We start from the raw sequence: 16594 nt of genomic DNA, 5'->3' as shown, positions 1-16594 counted from the left end.
GGCAGGCGCTCAGATCGGCGGCGGGCCCTTCTGGCCCGCGAGCAGCCACTCGACGATCGGCAGGTGCTGGCGGCCGATGAACGGCTCGTCGCCGACGACGAAGGCCGGCGAGATCCAAACGCCGATTTCGGTCGCTTCGTCGCGCACGCGCTGGAGGTCGCGCGCCGCGTCGCCGGCGCGATAGTCCCGGAAGCCGCTGCCGAATTCTCCCAGCGCGTTCTCGAGAAACGCCGCATCGGCGGGCTCGTTGTGACGCCATACGCGCTGGAAGACTCGCTCGACGAAATCACCGGCGCGCTCGGGCGCGCATCGGTTCAGCCACAGCAACGCCAGCGACGCCGGCCCTGCATCGACCTTGCGGTGGACGTCGGTGAGGTGAAGGCCGCGCGCTTCGGCATAGCGCTGCAGGTCGCGCGCGATGTACTGCGCGCGAAGCCGCCGGTGCTTGGTGCCGCGGTCGGTGGTCGCCTCTGCGGGCTCGGTCAGCGTCAGCGCCGGCCCGTGGAACGGGAGCCACTGGAAGGTGGCGCCGACACGAGATTCGAGGGCGCGCGCGGGCTCGATGGCCAGATAGGAAGCCGCGCTGGCGAAGTCGACGAGGACGCGGACGTTCACGCCGACGCCCTCGCCATGCGCGTATAGGCGATGTCGGGCGACGGCCCCCGGCGCCCCGTCAGGATCCAGCGGATGCGCGGCAGGTGCTCGCGTCCCCAGTAGTACTCGCCGTCGACGACGTAGCCGGGCACTCCGAAGATGCCGGCGTCGAAGATCGCTTCCTGCCGCGCGAGGTAGGCCTGGCGCGCCCCGCCCTCGGTGGTCTGGCGGAATCCGGCAAGCTCGGCGCCCGACTCGCTCAGCACCGACTCGACGACGGCGATGTCCTCGACGTCCAGCTCGCGCTTCCAGAAACGCTCGTAGGTCGTCTCGATGTAGCGGCGCGTGACGTCGTCGCCGTGCCTCTTTGCCCATTCCAGGCCCATGCCAGCCACGGTGGTGTCCCAGATCTTGATCGTGCCGCGAAGTGTCCAGCCGCGCAGCCGGGCGTAGCGGCGGGCGTCGCGGTAGGCATACTTGACCCACGACCACTGGCTCTGGCTGCGTTCGCTCTCCAGGACCTGGTCGTTGCGATCGAGCCGCGCCGAGCCCGCGAACGACGGGATGTCCAGCGTCAGTGGACGCCAGTCGATGCAGATTCCCAGCTCTCCGGCCATCTCGTAGGTCGGCTGGACGGCGATGAAAGCGTAGGGGCTCTTGAAATCGATGTAGACGATCAGCGGGCGGTCCGAGCGCAGCGGGTCCATGGGACAGCTCTAGCCGGCGCCCGCCGCCGAGAAAATCGTACCCGGCGAGCCATGATTTTCGCCACGCGGCCGGCGCCGGCGGATCGGCGTGGCGGCTGCAAGTATGCGCACGTCTTTTGCCCCGCGATGATGGTGTAACCGAAGAATCTACGCGTGATGCGCCAATCGGCCGCGCACCTGCCTAGGCGCATCCGCCGAAAGGTGTTCCACTCTGCTCGACACATCGCGCGCATGCGCAGGCGGCCGACTCCGGCCGCCGGGGCCGGCGACGTTTCCCGTCGCCAAGTGTCGGAGGGTCCAATGAGCTCACGATTGACGGCGGCTGCGTTCGCCGGCTGTTTCCTTTCCGTTCTTCTGCGCCCTGCCGCTTCAACCGCATTCTGCGAAGACACCGACTCTTTCTGCATCGAGCATGCCGACGTCTGCAACGATCTCGGCACTCCACGCTGCCACGCCCAGATCACGCGAGACGGCCTGGCCTTCATGCGTCCCCATCTGCTCAGCCGCACCGTCAGCACCAACCTGCACATGGACCACGAGCACATCGACACGCTGTGGAGCCACATGGACGGCTGCGATTGGGAGAGCGCCGCCGACAACATCAACGGCATCTATTCGAGCTCGGTCGATCACAACTATTTCCAGGGTGTCTGCGTGCCCGGGCACTGCACGCTTCCGCATGAAGACCTCTGGGGCATCACCGGCCTGTTCAATCCTTCCAATCCACGTCCGGCGGACGCGGCTGCCGTTCTGGGATACGCGCTCCATCCGATCCAGGACTTCTACTCTCACTCGAACTGGGTCGAGATCTTTCGCGGCTGGTCGGATTCGCGTGTGCCGCCTGGCACCGACCTGTCCAGCGCGCAGCCATGGAACCCGTTCAATGACACGCCGCCGCCGCTCATGGACCCGACGGTGGACGTCTTCCGCGTCCGGCGCTGGCAGCCGTTGGCCGTCGATGCGCGGTTCCTGGCAGCGCGCTATCCGCATCCGCTGGAGAACTTCGTGGTGTTGACGGAAGAGGACGGGTTCAGCGACGACTGGCACACGACCAGCCCCTACGAGCAGCCCTACAACATTCCGATGATCCTCCCGGAGGGAATCGATGCGCGCTACATCGGCGTGATCAGCGGCTCCACGCACGGGTCCGCGTTCCAGGAAGAGGAATGTCCGGCCGAGATGAGCCAGACCCACACCAATCTCAACAAGGACAGCACCAGGATGACGATCCAGTATCACGGCGGCGTGCCCGACGATCATTATGCCGCGGCCGAGTTCGCCACACGGCAGACGGCGCATGAATGGTGCCGGCTTCTCCATCTCGCGCGCCGCGTCTGGGGCTTCGCCGGCGTCAGCATCCCGATGGCGTACTGGGTGCGGGAGTCCACCGCCGACAGCGGAGCAGGTTCGCCCCATCCGCCGGGCACGCCCTGCGAGGCAACGCCTGCGGGGACGGTCGAAGTGACGGTGGACGTGGACAGCATCAAAGTGCTCGACGATCACGACGACGGCGACAATCCCGGCGACCTCAACTTCGTGCTCGTGGTCTATACGCACGACCTTACGCGCTCGGCGCGTGAAGAGGTGACCGCGCTGACCGTGCACAGCGGCGCGGTCGTCGGCGACGATTCCGCTCCCGGCCCCGTCTCCTTGTGCCTGACGCCGGAGCAGGCCGACGCCGCCGTTGCGACGCTGCAGGCCTGGGACGACGACGATGGGCCCGTCGGCGAGCTCAATCCCGACGGCGACCAGGCGCTGCTCGGCGTGCACGTGGAGATCTCCCGATTCGCGCTCGGCTCGCACGCCGTGACGTCGCCCGACATGGAGGTCGCTTTTGACATCGGCCACACCGGCATCGACGCCGACGGCGATGGCCTGACCACCTGCCGGGAGCTTGCGCTGGGAACCGCTGCCGATGACGCCGACAGCGACGATGACGGTCTCGGCGACGGCGAGGAGGTCGACGTGCACCAGAGCAACCCTCTGGACGCCGATAGCGACGACGACGGCGTGAGCGATGGCGACGAGATCCACACCCACGGCAGCGATCCAAACGACGCCGACAGCGACGATGACGGCCTCAGCGATGGCGACGAAACGTCCATCCACGGTACCGACCCGACCGATTCCGACAGCGATGATGACGACCTCGACGACGGCCTGGAGGTGGAGCTCGGCACCGGAGCCCTGGACGAGGATAGCGACGATGACGGCCTCTTCGACGGGCACGATGTCGAGTTCGTCCAGGCGTTCCTTGCCGGTCTCCCCGGCGATGCCTTCAAGAACCGAGGCAGCCGCCGCTCGCTGCTGCACCGACTGGACGGGATCGAAAGAACGCTGCTGCACGGCGACGAGGCGAGCTCGCTGGCAACGCTCGCGTCGCTGCAGCGGAAGCTCGATGGCTGCGGCCCGGACGCCGACAACAACGACGGCATACACGACTGCGCACTGCAGCTGCAGGCGCGCGCGCTGGTGGAGCTGCTAGCCGCGAACGTCCGCGGCTAGCGGACAGCCGCTGCGACATGTCTTGATAATCCGCGACTCTGAGGTAGGAACATCGGGTGATCGTTCACCCCGTCGAAGACCCTCGTAGCTCGCACCCGAGCGGCGGCGGTGATGGTATTCGCCGCGGCCGTGGCGGCAGCGTGGTATCGGGAGGCGTGGGCCCATGCGGGCCGAGCTGAGCAAAAAGCTTCTGCTCCTGACGGCCTCTCTCGCCTTCGCTTTAACCCTGATCGAGGCGATGTTTCGGCTGGTCGGCTACGCGCAGGGCATCGACTATCGCCTCTACCTGAAAGAACTGAAGAACTCCGATCGCCTGCCGCGTGCGCTCTTTCGCGCGGACCCGCAGACCACGGCAGCGCTGGCCCCGAACACGGAGGTTCTGGCGGTCACATCCGATTTCTCCGTGATCTACCGTACGAATAGCAAGGGTCTTCGCGACCAGGAGTACGCGTACGAGAAGCCACAGGACAGGCTTCGCATCCTGGCCTTGGGCGACAGCATCACGTTCGGCGAAGGTGTTCCCTACGGCGCCCGCTTCACCGACATTCCCGAGGATGAGCTCGACGGCCTCGAGATCATCAACGCGAGCGTTCCGGGATGGGGCCTGGACTCGGAGCTCGTCTATCTTGCTCGCGAAGGCTTGCGCTATGCGCCGGACTGGGTCGTGATTTTCATCAACTTCGTGGGATTGACGCGCGAGCTGCCCGGTCTCGTGCGCGACGGCCGCGTCGAACTGTCGGCACAGCCTCCGCTGTCGCCGAGGAACCAGGGCGTCGCCGGCGGCGGCGACACATGGTACCTGCGTCCCGATGATCCGATGTTCAAGGAGCGAAGCGTTCTTACGCGGAGCTCGTACGCGCTTAGCTATCTGACGTTCAGGGTCAACCTTGCCCAGCGTCGCGGTGCACTCGAGCAGCAGGACGCCGCGCGATGGCAGCAGAAGAACGCAGGGCGCCGAACGCCCGATGTCACTACCGACCTCCCCGAAGCTTCCCCTCGTGTTCGCCTCGTCCTCGAGAAATTCGTCGAGCTCTCCAAAGCGAACGGGTTCCGGCTGATGATCATCAACATCAGCTCCTGGGCGTCATTGAGCTTCGTCCCGACGGTGGATCCGTCGATCGTCTACCACGACCTGGCCCCGCTCCTCGTCGCAGAGTCACGCAAGCGCCCGATCTCCTTCAAATACGATCCGCACTACACGCCGGAGACCAATCGGCTTCTGGGGCGAGAGCTGGTGAACATTCTTCGACCGCTGGTCGAGGAGCATCGAGCGCAACCAGGCCGGTAGCGGTGCGATGCCTGCGCCGTCGAAACCGGTTGTGCGCAAGTACGCTCGCGCAATGCTCCGCGCCGCCACCGCGCGACTGGCTCCGGGCTACGGTCTCTCGCTACGGCTTCGGCGGCGTCGCTGGTGCTGACGGCTTGGCCGAGTCCGCTGGCTTGCCTGTGTCCGCACCCGGCTTCTCATCGACCGGGGGCTCATCAGGCGACGGGTCCGCTTTGGGAGCGGCCGCGTCCTTCGGCTTGCGCGTCGTGAACTCCTTGGCGAGCTCAGGACAGGCCTTCTCCATCTCGGCGCACTTGCACCAGATCTTCTTCTTGGGCGGCTTGGGAACGACCGGAGCGGCGGGCTTGGCAGCCGCGGTCCGCTTCTGCTTCTGCATCAGCTCGGTGTGCTCGCGTGCCCCCTCGAGCTGCTGTTTCAGTCGCGGCGCGAGACGCTCGAGCGGCGTCGGCGGCTTGCCGAACTTCTTTTCGAGCTCGCCCGCAGCCACCTGAAGGATCGAGTACATGCTGTACTTCTGATTGGCAGGGTTCTGGTACGCCTTGTCGACCGCCTCCACCCAGTCCCGAGCTCTGGCCTGTGGAAAGACGGGATAGCGTTCATCCACGAAACCGCCCGGGTGGAGATTTCGTGCCAGCATCGCCATGTCGAAATAGCCGTTGACGTAGCCCATGCGATAGTCGGGGCTGACACGGGACCATGCCTTGTATCCGACGGCAGCGATGGAGACGCTGACCGAGCCGATCAGCAGTCCGACGATGAGACCCGTAACGAACCCGCGTGCGTGACCGTTCTTGCGCATGCCCGCAAGCATGAGTCAGGCGCGCTTCGCTGGCAACAACGCCTTCACCGCATGCAGATCACGAAGATTCTGCCCTCCGGGCCGCCCGCCAGAGCGGTTGGCCACGGGTGCGCGCGCTGCGGCGCCGAAGTCACGCACGCACCCGCTTTCGTCGGCGCCGCTCGTTCGGTAGACAGCGCTGCCGCCAAACGGAGAACCGAAAATTCCGGCGGTTGGGGAGATTCCATGATCCGTTCGTTGCCTTTCGTTGCAGCCGTCGCGCTGCTGGCTGCAGCCACGTCGGCGACCGCCGCCGGCCCGTCGTGCGAGCTGACATTTCGTATCGGAACGGCAACGCCGCTGTTCAGCGCGTCGGTCTTCGCGATCTACCAGAACGCGCCCGGCGAGTTCGCCGGCACCGGTCCCAACGTCGGCTGCACCCTCCTCAACAACACGATCGGTGCCGCCGCCGACGCCGACCAGACCCGCACGCTGACCCTGACCGCCTCCGGCACGCCCACCCCGATCAACGGCCCGAAGGATTTCGCACGCTGCATTTGGACACCGACCAGCCGCTTTCCGGTGGCAAGTGATTTCAATCTCAGCGGTCAGTCGGGATTCAATACGAGCTTCCAGCCCGTCAACGCGCAGATCACGATTTCCAAGATCGACTGCGACGGCACCATCGAGACGACGACCACGACGACCTCCAGCTCGACGACGACGCTGCCGGCGCCGGTCTGCGGCGACTTCAACAACGACGGCACACTTCAGGCATCCGATGCGCTGGCTGTCCTGCGCGCCGCCGTCGGAGTGCTCGGCTGCGACCTGTGCGTCTGCGATCTCGATGGCAACTCGAGCAAAACGGCTACCGATGCATTGATCGCCCTGCGCGTAGCGGTGGGCATCGTGTTCAACACACACTGTCCGATCTGCAGCTGAACCACCGCTGACGCGGCCCCTGCGCTTTCGTTCCCCGCGCCAGGCGCGATGCCGGCGGTTGATCCGGCGACATCGGCCTGCGAACGGCGAACGGGCGTCTTACAGCGTGAAGTAGAAGGTGGCGCCGCTGCCGACGTCCGCCTCGGCCCAGATGCGGCCACCGTGGCGCTGAATGATGCGGTGCACGGTGGCCAGGCCGATGCCGGTTCCGGGGAAATCCTCGCTCCCGTGCAGGCGCTGGAACGGCCGGAAGAGCTTGTCGGCGTGAGCCATGTCGAAGCCGGCGCCGTTGTCGCGCACGAAAAACGTGCCGTCGGGCATCCTGCCGAGCTCGATGCGGGCGTCGGGCCGCTCCTGCGTGAACTTCCAGGCGTTGCCGAGAAGGTTTTCCAGCGCCACGCGTGCCAGACGAGCGTCGGCATTGGCACGCAGATTCTGCGCGATCTCGAATTGCACCTTCCGCGCCGGCTCGGCCAGCTGGAGACTGTCGGCAATGGATTGGCACAGCTGGCTGAGATCGACGGGCTCGCGGTTCATCTGCTGGCGTCCCAGGCGCGACAGCTTCAGGAGATCCTCAATCAGCTGGGCCATGCGCTGACAGGCGTTGTGCACGCGCGCGAGCATGTCCTTGCCCGGCGCATCGAGCCGGTCCGCGTAGTCCTCTGCCAGCGAGCTGCTGAAACCCTCGATGGCGCGCAGCGGTCCGCGCAGGTCGTGGGAGACCGAATAGCTGAACGCCGCCAGCTCCTCGTTGGCCTCCGCCAGCGACTGGTTGAGCGCCCGCAGATCCTCCTTGGCACGGCTGAGCTCGCGATTCCGCTCGACAGCGGCTTCGTACGTGGACAGCAGAAGGTTGAGGATCTGCAGGCGATCGGCGGTGATGACGTGTCGCTGGCCGTTGAAATAGATCTCCAGTCCCATGCCCGTGTGATCGGACTGACGCAGCTCGTAGTTCAGCAGCACGAAGCGGATGCGCGAGATCAGGTATCGTTCGTCGTACGGTTTGATGATGAAGTTGTCGGCTCGGCACTCGAGGCCGCGGATGACATCCTGCGGATCCGAGAGCGTCGTCACCAGGATCACCGGAATGTTGGCCAGGAGTGCGCTGTCCTTGACGGCGCGGCAGAGTTGATAGCCGTCCATCTCCGGCATGACCACGTCGCTGATGATGATGGTCGGAGGGCTGGCCTGTGCGATCTCCAGGGCTTCTCGCCCGTTGACGGCCGTGGTGACCTGGTAGCCGTGGCATTCCAGCGTATGCCGCAGCTTGGCGGCCTGTGTCGGGCTGTCTTCGGCAATGAGAACATGGACCTGTTCCTCGAAAGCTCCCGCGGTGATCATCGTCCCCCTCCTTCGCTCGGCGTCTGCCCGTTGACGTGCGACACCAGCGCGTCGGCCACCTGTTCCGCCGGCAGCACGCGCACTGCTGCGCCGAGCTGGATGGCCTCTCCCGGCATTCCGTGCACGACCGACGATTCACGGTCCTGCACGATGGTCATCGCACCTCGGTCCTTCATCTGCTTGAGCTCCCTCGCGCCATCCTTGCCCATGCCCGACAACAGCACGCCGACGGCCTTGCTGCCGCACGTTCGCGCCAGTGACTCGAACAGGCACGCGACGGAAGGTCGTGGTCCTCGGTCCGTGCTTCCCTTCTGAAGCACGATCCGGATCGGCGAGTCGACGGTCATGTGGTAGTCGTCCGGCGCCAGATACACGTGCCCGGGCACAGGCTCGGTGCCATGGGCGGCGACGTGCACTTTGACGCCGGTGGTTTCGTTGAGCCAGTCGGCGAGCCCTCGCACGAAGCCGGCGGCAATGTGCTGCACGACGAGGATGGGAACGGCGAAGTCTTTGGGAAGCATGCTCAGGATCGTCTGCAGCACCACCGGCCCGCCGGTGGACGCGCCGATCCCGATCAGCGCCACGTTGGCGCTTTTCGCGCGCCGAGTCGCCCGTGCCACGGGAGCGGGCGTCGCCGGTCTCGGCCAGCGTCGCACGACCTTGACCTCCGACATGAGCTTCACCGTCTGCAACAGGTGCGCGACCATCGATTCGAAATCGCGGTGCTGGGTGCCCGGCGGCTTCTCCACGAATGCGACGGCGCCGGCTTCCATCAGCCGAAACGTCGTCGACGCTTCACGCGGATCTCCGCTGCCGCTGCAGATGACGATCGGCAGCGGCTTCCATTCCATGATGCGACGGGTGGCCTCGAAGCCGCCCATGTCGGGCATCTCCACGTCCATGAGAACCACGTCGGGCGAGGCGTGGTTCAAGAACTCGAGCGCTTCGCGCCCGGTGGCGGCAGTACCGATGACCTGGATTTCCGGATCCGAGTCGAGCAGATGCACGAGCAGCCGCCGCACCACCAGCGAATCCTCCACGACCAGGACCTTGACGCGTGCGGCGCTCACTGCCTGCGCTTCCTCACAGCAGCCGTTCCACCACTTCCAGCAGATGGCTCTGGTCGAAGCTGCTCTTGACGATGTAGGCGTTGGCGCCCGCATCCAGCCCGCGCTCGCGTTCCGCGCGTGACTCGAGAGCAGTGACGAGGACGACCGGCACATCGGCCAGTCGCGCATCGGCGCGGATCCTGGCGGTGAGATCAAAGCCGTCCATTCGCGGCATCTCGACGTCCGAAACCACCAGGTCGAAATGCTCCTCGCGCAGCGCCATGTAGCCTTCGACGCCGTCGACCGTAGTCGCCACCTGATAGCCTGCCGACTCCAGGATGCCCTTGAGGAGCACGCGCGAGGTGACCGAATCTTCCACGACGAGAATCCTCGCCGCCGGTCGTGGTGCGGCCGCGCCGGCCGGCCGGCGCTCGGCCGCCATGCCGTGCGTGCGCGCGGATCGGATCAGATCGCCGACGTTGAGGATGGGAACGACTTTGCCGTAGCCGAGAACGGTAGCGCCGGCGATGTTGCGAACGCGCGCCAGCGGCTTGCGCAGTGCCTTGACGAGCACTTCCTCCTCGCGCAGCAGCTCGTCGACAGCCAGCGCCAGCCGATCCTCGCCGACGCGCAGCACCAGGACCGGAATGGCCGCCGACGGATCGTCGGCTTGCGGGCGCTCCAGACCCAGGACGGCCTGCAGCGTGACCATGGACACGACGCGCCCGTGCACGGACAGCGTGGCTCGGTTCTCGACGCTGCGCACGTCGGCCGGCCTGGCCAGCAGAACGGACTCGACGTGCAGCGTCGGCACGACGAACGTGCGCCCGCCCGCCGTCACCAGGATCCCGCGTGAGCTGGTCAGGCTGACCGGGAGCACCAGCCGAAGCGTGGTGCCCGCGCCGGGCCGGCTTTCGATGGCGACGCGGCCGCCGAGCTTCTCGGTCTTTTCGCGAACGATGGCCATGCCGACGCCGCGGCCGGCCAGCGAGGTCACCATCGGGCTGGTGGAAATGTGCGAATGAAAAGCGAGCTCGAGCGCGTCGTCGTCGCTCATGGAGCGAGCGTCGGCTTCGGACAGGATGCCGCGGCTGACCGCCACCTGCTTCAGGCGCGCTCGGTCCACGCCGCCGCCGTCGTCGGCGACGACGATCTCCACCTTGTTCGCCTCCACCGGCGAGACGGTCACGGTTATGCTGGCGCAGGCAGGCTTGTTGTTGCGCAGTCGTACCTGAGGCTCCTCCACGCCATGCGCCACGCAATTGCGCAACGCATGGATCAATCCGTCCTTGAGCTCTTCCATGATGCGCTTGTCCAGCTCGACGTCTCCTCCCTGGACGGTCAGCTCGGCCTGCTTTCCCTGCTCGCGGCAGAGGTCACGTACCAGCTTCGGAAACATCACCGCCAGAGTGGAGAACGGCAGCATCACGAGCTTCTTGGAAGCCTCGAGAAGGTCGTCGATGCGCCTGCCGACGCTTCGGCGGTCATTTTCGGCTCTCGACGTCAGCGCGCTCAGTCTCGCATGCAGCGAATGCAGGTGGCGGGAGTTGCGAGCGAGGAAGTCGTCGAGATCGGGCGCAGCTGCCGGCCGCGATCCGCCGTCCTGGCCCCGCTCGCGCGCCTGCCGCGAGCGGGCGCGCCGGGATGCGTCGGCTGCGGCCTTCGCCGACTCGGCGCGCCACGGCTCGAGCAGCGCAACGAGCTCGCGAAGCTCGATTGCACGCTCACTGACGGCCGCCTTCACCACGAGCATGTCCTCCGCCTCGAGCAGCCGCTCTTCGAGACGCGCGGCGGCGATTCGCACCGTTTCGGCTGCCGCCGCCGCTTGCGGTACGGCGGCGGGCGCAGCTCGAGGCACCGCGGTTGCGGGCGTCGATGCGACGCCGGCCGCAGCGGTCGGACCGTCATCACCGGCCGACTGCGACTGCAGGTAGGCGAGGCGCTGGATCAGCGAATCCTGCGAGTCGCGAGCGGCCGTGCCTGCCGAGGCGGGTGCGGCAAGAGACGCGCGAATCGCATCGATGGCCTGATGAAGAAGGTCGAACGCTTCGCGTGACGGACGAGGAGCGTGGCGCCGCCACGCCGCCAGGACACTCTCGAGCGCCTGGCAGATGGATTCGACCTGCACGAAATCGACCGCGCGCGCAGCTCCTTTGAAACTGTGCGCTTCCCGGTAGAGGTTCTCGACGATTGCCGGCGGCGTGGCCGACGCCGGAGCCTTCTCGAGCTGCAGGAGCAGGTCCGCCATCCTCTGAAGGTGGTCCTGCGCCTCCTCCAGGAACGTGGCGCGCAAGCGGTCGAGAAACTCTTCATCCTTCCTTGCCATGGCTTCTTCGATGCGGACGCTGCCGGCTCCGCGTCAGACCTTGTATGCCTCGATGGCCTGCTTGAGGGCCTGGCCGAGCTGCTTCAGATCCAGAGCCGCGCTTTCGAGCTGCCGCGCGCTTTCGGCGTTCTGCGCGCTGGCCTGCTTGATGCTCTCGATGGCGGTGGCCACCTGATCCATGCCCACCAGCTGCTCCTGGCTGGAGGCGGCGATCTGCGTAGCTGCGCGAGCGGCTTCGTCCACGCTGGTGGCCAGCGAATGAATTGCCTGTCCCGCTTCGCGAGACTGCTTCATGCCGGCCTCCACCGCCTTGCTGCCCTGCTCGGTCGCCATCACCGCGGCGCTGGTCGCCCTGCGGATGTCGTCGAGAATCGACCGGACCTGGTTGGTCGCCTGCTTGGACTGCTCGGCCAGGCTGCGGACCTCTTGCGCGACGACCGTGAAACCCCGGCCATGGTCGCCCGCTCGGGCCGCTTCGATCGACGCGTTGACTGCCAGGATGCTCGACTGCGCAGCCAGGTCCTCGACGGTGGCGATGATCTGGCCGATGGCCTGCGACTGCTCGCTCAGCCGCATCATGCTGTCGCCTATCGATTCGACCTGCGTGCGGATGTGCGCCATCGCCTCGACGGTCTCCTCGGTGGCCTTCTTGCCGGCCTGCGTCGTCTGCGCGACCTGCTGAGCACTCTGCGAGACCAGCTTGGATTTCTGGCTGGCCACGTGCGCGGTCTGCCGAACCTCCTCCACGGTCGTCGTGGTCTGGGCCACCGCCACCGCGGTCTCGGACGCCGTCGATGCGAACTGGGCCGTCGAGGTGGAGATCTCGTTGGCCGACGTGCTGAGAACGTTGATGCCCTCGGCGGTCTGGGCGATCAGCCGCTGGAGGTTGGCGACCATCGCCGCGAAGGCCTTTCCGAGCACGTCCTTGTCGGACTGCGGCGCGACCTTCACGCGCAGGTCTCCGTCGGCGATCCTGCCGGCGACCTCCGCCATCGAGCGCAGCGACTGCGTCATGCGCGAGAACGACAGGGTCAGCTCTCCGACCTCGTCCGCACGCGCGCGGGCTGGTACGCTGACCGAGACGTCGCCGGTGGCGATGCGCTCCGCCCGCGTGGTCATTTCGCGCAAGGGTTCGGCGATCGCCCGGTTCATCGCCGCCGTCATGGCGGCGGCCGCCAGAAGAGCGGTCGCTGCGAGCATGATGAACAGCCTCGTCGCGCTCGCCGCTCGCTGGTTGGAGCCGGCCACGTTCTCCTCGATGCGCTTCTTGGCGCTCGTGGCCATCGTGCCCGCGAGCTGGCGGATCCTCTGGAAGATCTCCTGTCCTTCGGTCAGCGCTGCCGCCCGCGCTTCGTCGATCCTGCCGGTCAGGAGCTTGCTGATCTGCTCGCTGCGCTTCTGGCGATTGGCCACGACGTGTGTCTTGAGCTCTTCGAGCGGCTGGGCGAAGAGCGCGTCCTCCCTCAGCAGCTCGGTCAGTTTCCGCAGCTCCTCGTCGGTCTGTCTGCTTCCGGCTTCGATCTCCTCGGCGAGGGCCCTTTGTGCGGCCTGGTCGCTGAGCAACGACATCTCGAGGATGCGCCAGCGCTGGGCGTTCTGGACCACGCGAAGGTCGAGCAGGTTCTCGACCAGGACGTGGTCGCGCTCGACAAGCGCTCGCTGCGAATCGCGGATCGCGCTGATGGTGCGATAGCCCAGTGCCGCCACCGCCAGCAGCAGGAGGAGCAGAACGCCGAAGGCCGTCAGCAGCTTGGTGCTGGTCCGGAGATCGAGAAACCATGTCATGTCGCCATTCCTTCTTCGCGGGTCCGAGCGTCTACCCCTCGTCCTGTACGAGGAAGCCGGGATCCGCTGCAATCCTGCCTATATCCAGGATCGCAACGTGCTCGACGGTGACGCCCACCAGGTATTTCGCCGCGGCACCGGACAGGCTCGGGAGGGAAGGCTGTACGGTGGCCCTCGTCACCGAACCGACGCCGACGATCGCGTCGGCAAGAATGCAGAATTCCACATCGTTCCACTGAACGATCGCCAGCATCCGCTCGTCGGTGCCGGCACTCCGGGGAAGCTCGAGAAGCTCGAACAGATCGATGACGGCCAGAATCTGGCCTCGAACGTTGACGATGCCGCGCACGAAGCTCGGAACCGACGGCAGCGGAGTGAGGTCGCTCAGCGCCTGCACTTCCCGCACGTAGCGCTGCTCGATCGCGTAGCGGTCGGGGCCCAGCCGGAACTCCAGGACCCGCAGGCCCTCGGCCTGAGCGGTCTGCGGCTGCGGCGGCCGGGCCAGGATGCGGGCGCGCGCCTCCAGAACCTCCTGAACGTGTGCGACACCGGCTGTGGCACCGGACCGTTCGGTGGAAGCGCTGGACCGCTCGCTCATGCCGCTCGCTCCTGGGCGAGGATGGCCGAGAGGATTTCGACGAGGCTGGCCGCCGTCATCCCGCCAGACTCGGGAACGACATCATCGGCGCTGCAGGCCTGCAGCAGGTGCAGCGCGCGCGCGAAATGCCTCCTCGCCTCGCGCTCGCGACCGCGGCTGCGCGCAATGTTCGCGAGCAGAACCTGAGCGATGACCAGCCCCGGATCCAGATACAGCGCTCTTCTCGAGCACTGCGCGGCTTCGTCGAGCCGACCGTGGTCGTGCAGCACGGCCGCGCGCAGAAGATGCGCCGCTGGATTGAGCCTGTCGGCGGCGAGCCAGCGGTCGCACGAGGCCAGGGCCGGCTCGAGCTGGCGCTGGTCGGCGCGGCAACGCGCGAGCAGAGCCAGCAGAGCCGCGTCGTGGGGCCGCGTCGCCAGCGCCGATTCCAGGACGCCGGCAGCTTCGAAGTGGCGACCCTGCGCGCACAGCGCCGCCGCGCGTGCGCCTGCATCCAGCGGCTCGTGCCGGACGCGTGGCATGTGCGCGAGCGATGCCGACACCCGTCGCGAGGCTGCGCCGGCCGCGCGCTGCGGCTGCGGCGCCCGCGCGGCGGGCGGCGGGGATGCCACGGGGGCACGGCTCAGCGCATCGCCGCCCGTCTCCTTACGGTGCAGCATCAGGTCCGAAGAACGGACGGCGGCGTAGGGCGCCGCGGATACGAGCGGCAGCTCGCTTGCGCTGGTGATGAGCCATCCGCCATCGGCCTGGGCGCGATAGAGGTTGCCGACCGCCTTGCGAGCCTGCGAAGGCTCGAAGTACATCAGCACGTTGCGACAGAAGATGACGTCCATGCCGCCGCCGTCGGACTGCATCGACGGAGCCGCATCGGCCGCGAGGTTGCCATGGACGAATCGGACCATGCGCCGGATCTCCGGCAGGATCTCGAACTGGCCGGCGGCGGTGCGGCGAAAATAGCCGGCTTTGAGCCAATCCGGCGACCCGCGGAACGACCAGTCCCGGAACAGTCCGGCACGCGCGCTGTCGAGGAAGCGCGAGTTGAGGTCGGTGGCGACGATGTCGATGTCCCAGCTCGAGTAGTCCGGGAGCGTTCGGTGAAGCGTGATCGCGATCGAGTACGGCTCCTCGCCCGTACAGCAGCCGGCGCTCCATAGACGCAGTCGCGGCCGGCCGGCTCCGCGTGCGTCGCGCAAGCGAGGAATGATGTCGCGCGAAAGCGCGTCCAGCGCCGACGGCTCGCGAAAGAAGTATGTCTCCCCGACCGTCAGCGCGTCCGCAAGGGCCTGGGCCTCGCGAATGGAGAGAGGCGCCGACAGCAGCTTGCGCGCAAAAGAAGCGGCATCGCCGATTCCGAGAGACTCGCTCGCTGCGACGAGCCCGCGCTGCAGGTCGGGCCATCGAGGGCGCGGGAAGTGAAGGCCCATCGTTTGCGCAACGAGCTCGCCGAGGTCGGCAAGCAGCGAATCGGAAAGGCTAGCTGTCACGCGCCTGCTCGTGTGCGAGCGCATCGGTCAGCGCCGCGTCCTCTTCGGCCGACAGGAAGCGCTCGAGATCGTGAATGAGGATGAGGCCATCCTCGAACCGCGTCACGCCCGCGACGCCGTCCAGATACGGCAGGATGAGGTGGGCCGGCATGATGGCGCGGTCCACCACACCGACGGCGCAGTCGACCAGCAAGGCGACGGTGCGATGGCCATCATGCGCGATGACGAACTGGTCTTCGAGACGCAGGTCGCGCGAGGGAAGCCCGCAGCGTGTGCCCACGTCGAACACGGGCACGATGAGGCCATGAAGATCGATCACGCCGAGGACGATCTCGGGCGCATTCGGCAGCGGCGTGCATGATACGCAGGGGATGACGCGTTCGGCCTGCGACAAGGGAATGCCGAAAGTTCGGCCGGCTGCGCGAAAGACGAGAATCTGCACCGTCGCGTTCATCGAAATCCACCGCTGCAAGGCGACGTGTGGCCGATGATAGACGCAAGCTCGAGCCACGTATAGAGGCGCAGGGCGCAATCGAGCGCGCGCTCACGCCTCTGCCGGTGCCCGCGAGGCGTAATTTTTTGGCCGTTGTCAGGTAATGCGCATCACCGCCCGTCGCGGTGGCGAAGCCGTCAGCGCGTGCGTGAGGGCTCGATACCGCTTCCCGACATGCAATGCTCGACCGCCACCACTACCGGCAGGCGCGCCGACCGCACGGCAGTGCTTTCTTGCAGTAGACACCGTATGTCCAGCGGTACTTGCCCGATTGCTTGCATGCGCAGCGCCGATCGTTTGGATCCGACGTCCGGCACATCATGGCAAGGTTGTCGTTCTCGCACTGGATCTTCCACTTCTGCAGGTCCAGTACGGGTCCACATTTGTCGGCGGCCGGCCGGACCTGCGGCGGCTTGCCTGCCGGGGCCTCTGTTTCGATCGCGGCCTGCTTGGCGCCACAGCCGATGAGAAGCGACAACCCCGCGCAACACATCCAGAGCCGCGACACGTGTCGGCGCGCACACCGCCGAGTGCAAGCTCTCCACCGTCGCGAACCGGACGGATGACGGATGAGGGAGGCCATGGTCGGGTTCCTTCTAGCCCGGCGCTGACAGCTACCCAATTCCCGTTCATGCCGGCGGCGTGAGCGCCAAAGCCCATTCTCGGTCGACGGTGCGCACCCGACGCCATTCTCGCCCACCGCG

General features: G+C 66.7%; 13 protein-coding genes. 3 read left to right on the top strand and 10 right to left on the bottom strand.

Annotated features, from left to right (window positions below; translation table 11 throughout):
* Positions 1-9: 9 nt before the first annotated feature.
* A complete protein-coding gene (locus tag VEC57_17780; GenBank protein ID HYC00989.1) occupies positions 10-615 on the bottom strand; it encodes a DsbA family protein in 606 nt (201 codons plus the stop codon).
* Positions 612-1301 carry a DsbA family protein gene (locus tag VEC57_17775; protein ID HYC00988.1) on the bottom strand — a complete coding sequence of 230 codons (690 nt, stop codon included), beginning with the start codon at positions 1299-1301 and terminating at the stop codon, positions 612-614. Before VEC57_17775 ends, VEC57_17780 begins: the two co-directional genes overlap by 4 nt.
* Before the next feature lie 300 nt (positions 1302-1601).
* Between VEC57_17775 and VEC57_17770 the strand changes: the two genes are divergently transcribed.
* Both VEC57_17770 and VEC57_17765 read left to right on the top strand, forming a co-directional pair.
* Positions 1602-3806, top strand: coding sequence for a hypothetical protein (locus tag VEC57_17770; GenBank protein HYC00987.1), 2205 nt, complete (start codon positions 1602-1604; stop codon positions 3804-3806).
* 163 nt (positions 3807-3969) lie between these two features.
* Positions 3970-5094, top strand: a complete 1125-nt coding sequence (locus tag VEC57_17765; protein ID HYC00986.1) for an SGNH/GDSL hydrolase family protein — start codon at positions 3970-3972, stop codon at positions 5092-5094.
* Between the two features lie 100 nt (positions 5095-5194).
* Here VEC57_17765 and VEC57_17760 read toward each other — a convergent pair whose 3' ends face one another.
* Complete coding sequence (locus tag VEC57_17760) at positions 5195-5893, bottom strand: hypothetical protein (protein HYC00985.1); 699 nt, start codon at positions 5891-5893, stop codon at positions 5195-5197.
* A gap of 225 nt (positions 5894-6118) precedes the next feature.
* Here VEC57_17760 and VEC57_17755 point away from each other — a divergent pair, with 225 nt between their 5' ends.
* Positions 6119-6814 carry a hypothetical protein gene (locus VEC57_17755; protein ID HYC00984.1) on the top strand — a complete coding sequence of 232 codons (696 nt, stop codon included), beginning with the start codon at positions 6119-6121 and terminating at the stop codon, positions 6812-6814.
* 99 nt (positions 6815-6913) lie between these two features.
* On the opposite strand, the gene VEC57_17750 is transcribed toward VEC57_17755, so the two are convergent.
* Genes VEC57_17750 through VEC57_17720 form a run of 7 tightly spaced genes read right to left on the bottom strand, consistent with a single transcriptional unit; the run spans position 6914 to position 15851 of the window.
* Entirely contained in the window at positions 6914-8155 is a 1242-nt protein-coding gene (locus VEC57_17750) for a response regulator (protein HYC00983.1), read from the bottom strand.
* Positions 8152-9225, bottom strand: a complete 1074-nt coding sequence (cheB, locus tag VEC57_17745; GenBank protein HYC00982.1) for a chemotaxis-specific protein-glutamate methyltransferase CheB — start codon at positions 9223-9225, stop codon at positions 8152-8154. The genes VEC57_17750 and cheB overlap by 4 nt, the downstream gene beginning before the upstream one ends.
* Positions 9226-9238: 13 nt before the next feature.
* Entirely contained in the window at positions 9239-11530 is a 2292-nt protein-coding gene (locus VEC57_17740; GenBank protein HYC00981.1) for a response regulator, read from the bottom strand.
* A 33-nt stretch (positions 11531-11563) separates the two neighbouring features.
* On the bottom strand, positions 11564-13315 hold the full coding sequence (locus tag VEC57_17735; GenBank protein HYC00980.1) for a methyl-accepting chemotaxis protein: 1752 nt from the start codon (positions 13313-13315) through the stop codon (positions 11564-11566).
* A gap of 31 nt (positions 13316-13346) precedes the next feature.
* The gene (locus VEC57_17730; protein ID HYC00979.1) at positions 13347-13913 is read right to left on the bottom strand and encodes a chemotaxis protein CheW; all 567 of its coding nucleotides are present in this window, start codon (positions 13911-13913) and stop codon (positions 13347-13349) included.
* Entirely contained in the window at positions 13910-15397 is a 1488-nt protein-coding gene (locus tag VEC57_17725; GenBank protein HYC00978.1) for a CheR family methyltransferase, read from the bottom strand. Before VEC57_17725 ends, VEC57_17730 begins: the two co-directional genes overlap by 4 nt.
* A complete protein-coding gene (locus VEC57_17720) occupies positions 15387-15851 on the bottom strand; it encodes a chemotaxis protein CheW (protein HYC00977.1) in 465 nt (154 codons plus the stop codon). The genes VEC57_17725 and VEC57_17720 overlap by 11 nt, the downstream gene beginning before the upstream one ends.
* Positions 15852-16594 lie beyond the last annotated feature (743 nt).

The sequence above is a fragment of the Candidatus Limnocylindrales bacterium genome, from assembly GCA_035626395.1.
Classification (GTDB): domain Bacteria; phylum Desulfobacterota; class Binatia; order UBA1149; family CAITLU01; genus DASPNH01.
This window is presented reverse-complemented; position numbering and strand designations above follow the sequence as displayed.

Bases quoted from the DNA above. Each gene is read 5' to 3' on its own strand.
- VEC57_17775 (HYC00988.1), bottom strand. From the start codon at position 1,301: ATGGACCCGCTGCGCTCGGACCGCCCGCTGATCGTCTACATCGATTTC.
- VEC57_17770 (HYC00987.1), top strand. From the start codon at position 1,602: ATGAGCTCACGATTGACGGCGGCTGCGTTCGCCGGCTGTTTCCTTTCC.
- VEC57_17765 (HYC00986.1), top strand. From the start codon at position 3,970: ATGCGGGCCGAGCTGAGCAAAAAGCTTCTGCTCCTGACGGCCTCTCTC.
- VEC57_17760 (HYC00985.1), bottom strand. From the start codon at position 5,893: ATGCGCAAGAACGGTCACGCACGCGGGTTCGTTACGGGTCTCATCGTC.
- VEC57_17755 (HYC00984.1), top strand. From the start codon at position 6,119: ATGATCCGTTCGTTGCCTTTCGTTGCAGCCGTCGCGCTGCTGGCTGCA.
- VEC57_17750 (HYC00983.1), bottom strand. From the start codon at position 8,155: ATGATCACCGCGGGAGCTTTCGAGGAACAGGTCCATGTTCTCATTGCC.
- VEC57_17740 (HYC00981.1), bottom strand. From the start codon at position 11,530: ATGGCAAGGAAGGATGAAGAGTTTCTCGACCGCTTGCGCGCCACGTTC.
- VEC57_17735 (HYC00980.1), bottom strand. From the start codon at position 13,315: ATGACATGGTTTCTCGATCTCCGGACCAGCACCAAGCTGCTGACGGCC.
- VEC57_17730 (HYC00979.1), bottom strand. From the start codon at position 13,913: ATGAGCGAGCGGTCCAGCGCTTCCACCGAACGGTCCGGTGCCACAGCC.
- VEC57_17720 (HYC00977.1), bottom strand. From the start codon at position 15,851: ATGAACGCGACGGTGCAGATTCTCGTCTTTCGCGCAGCCGGCCGAACT.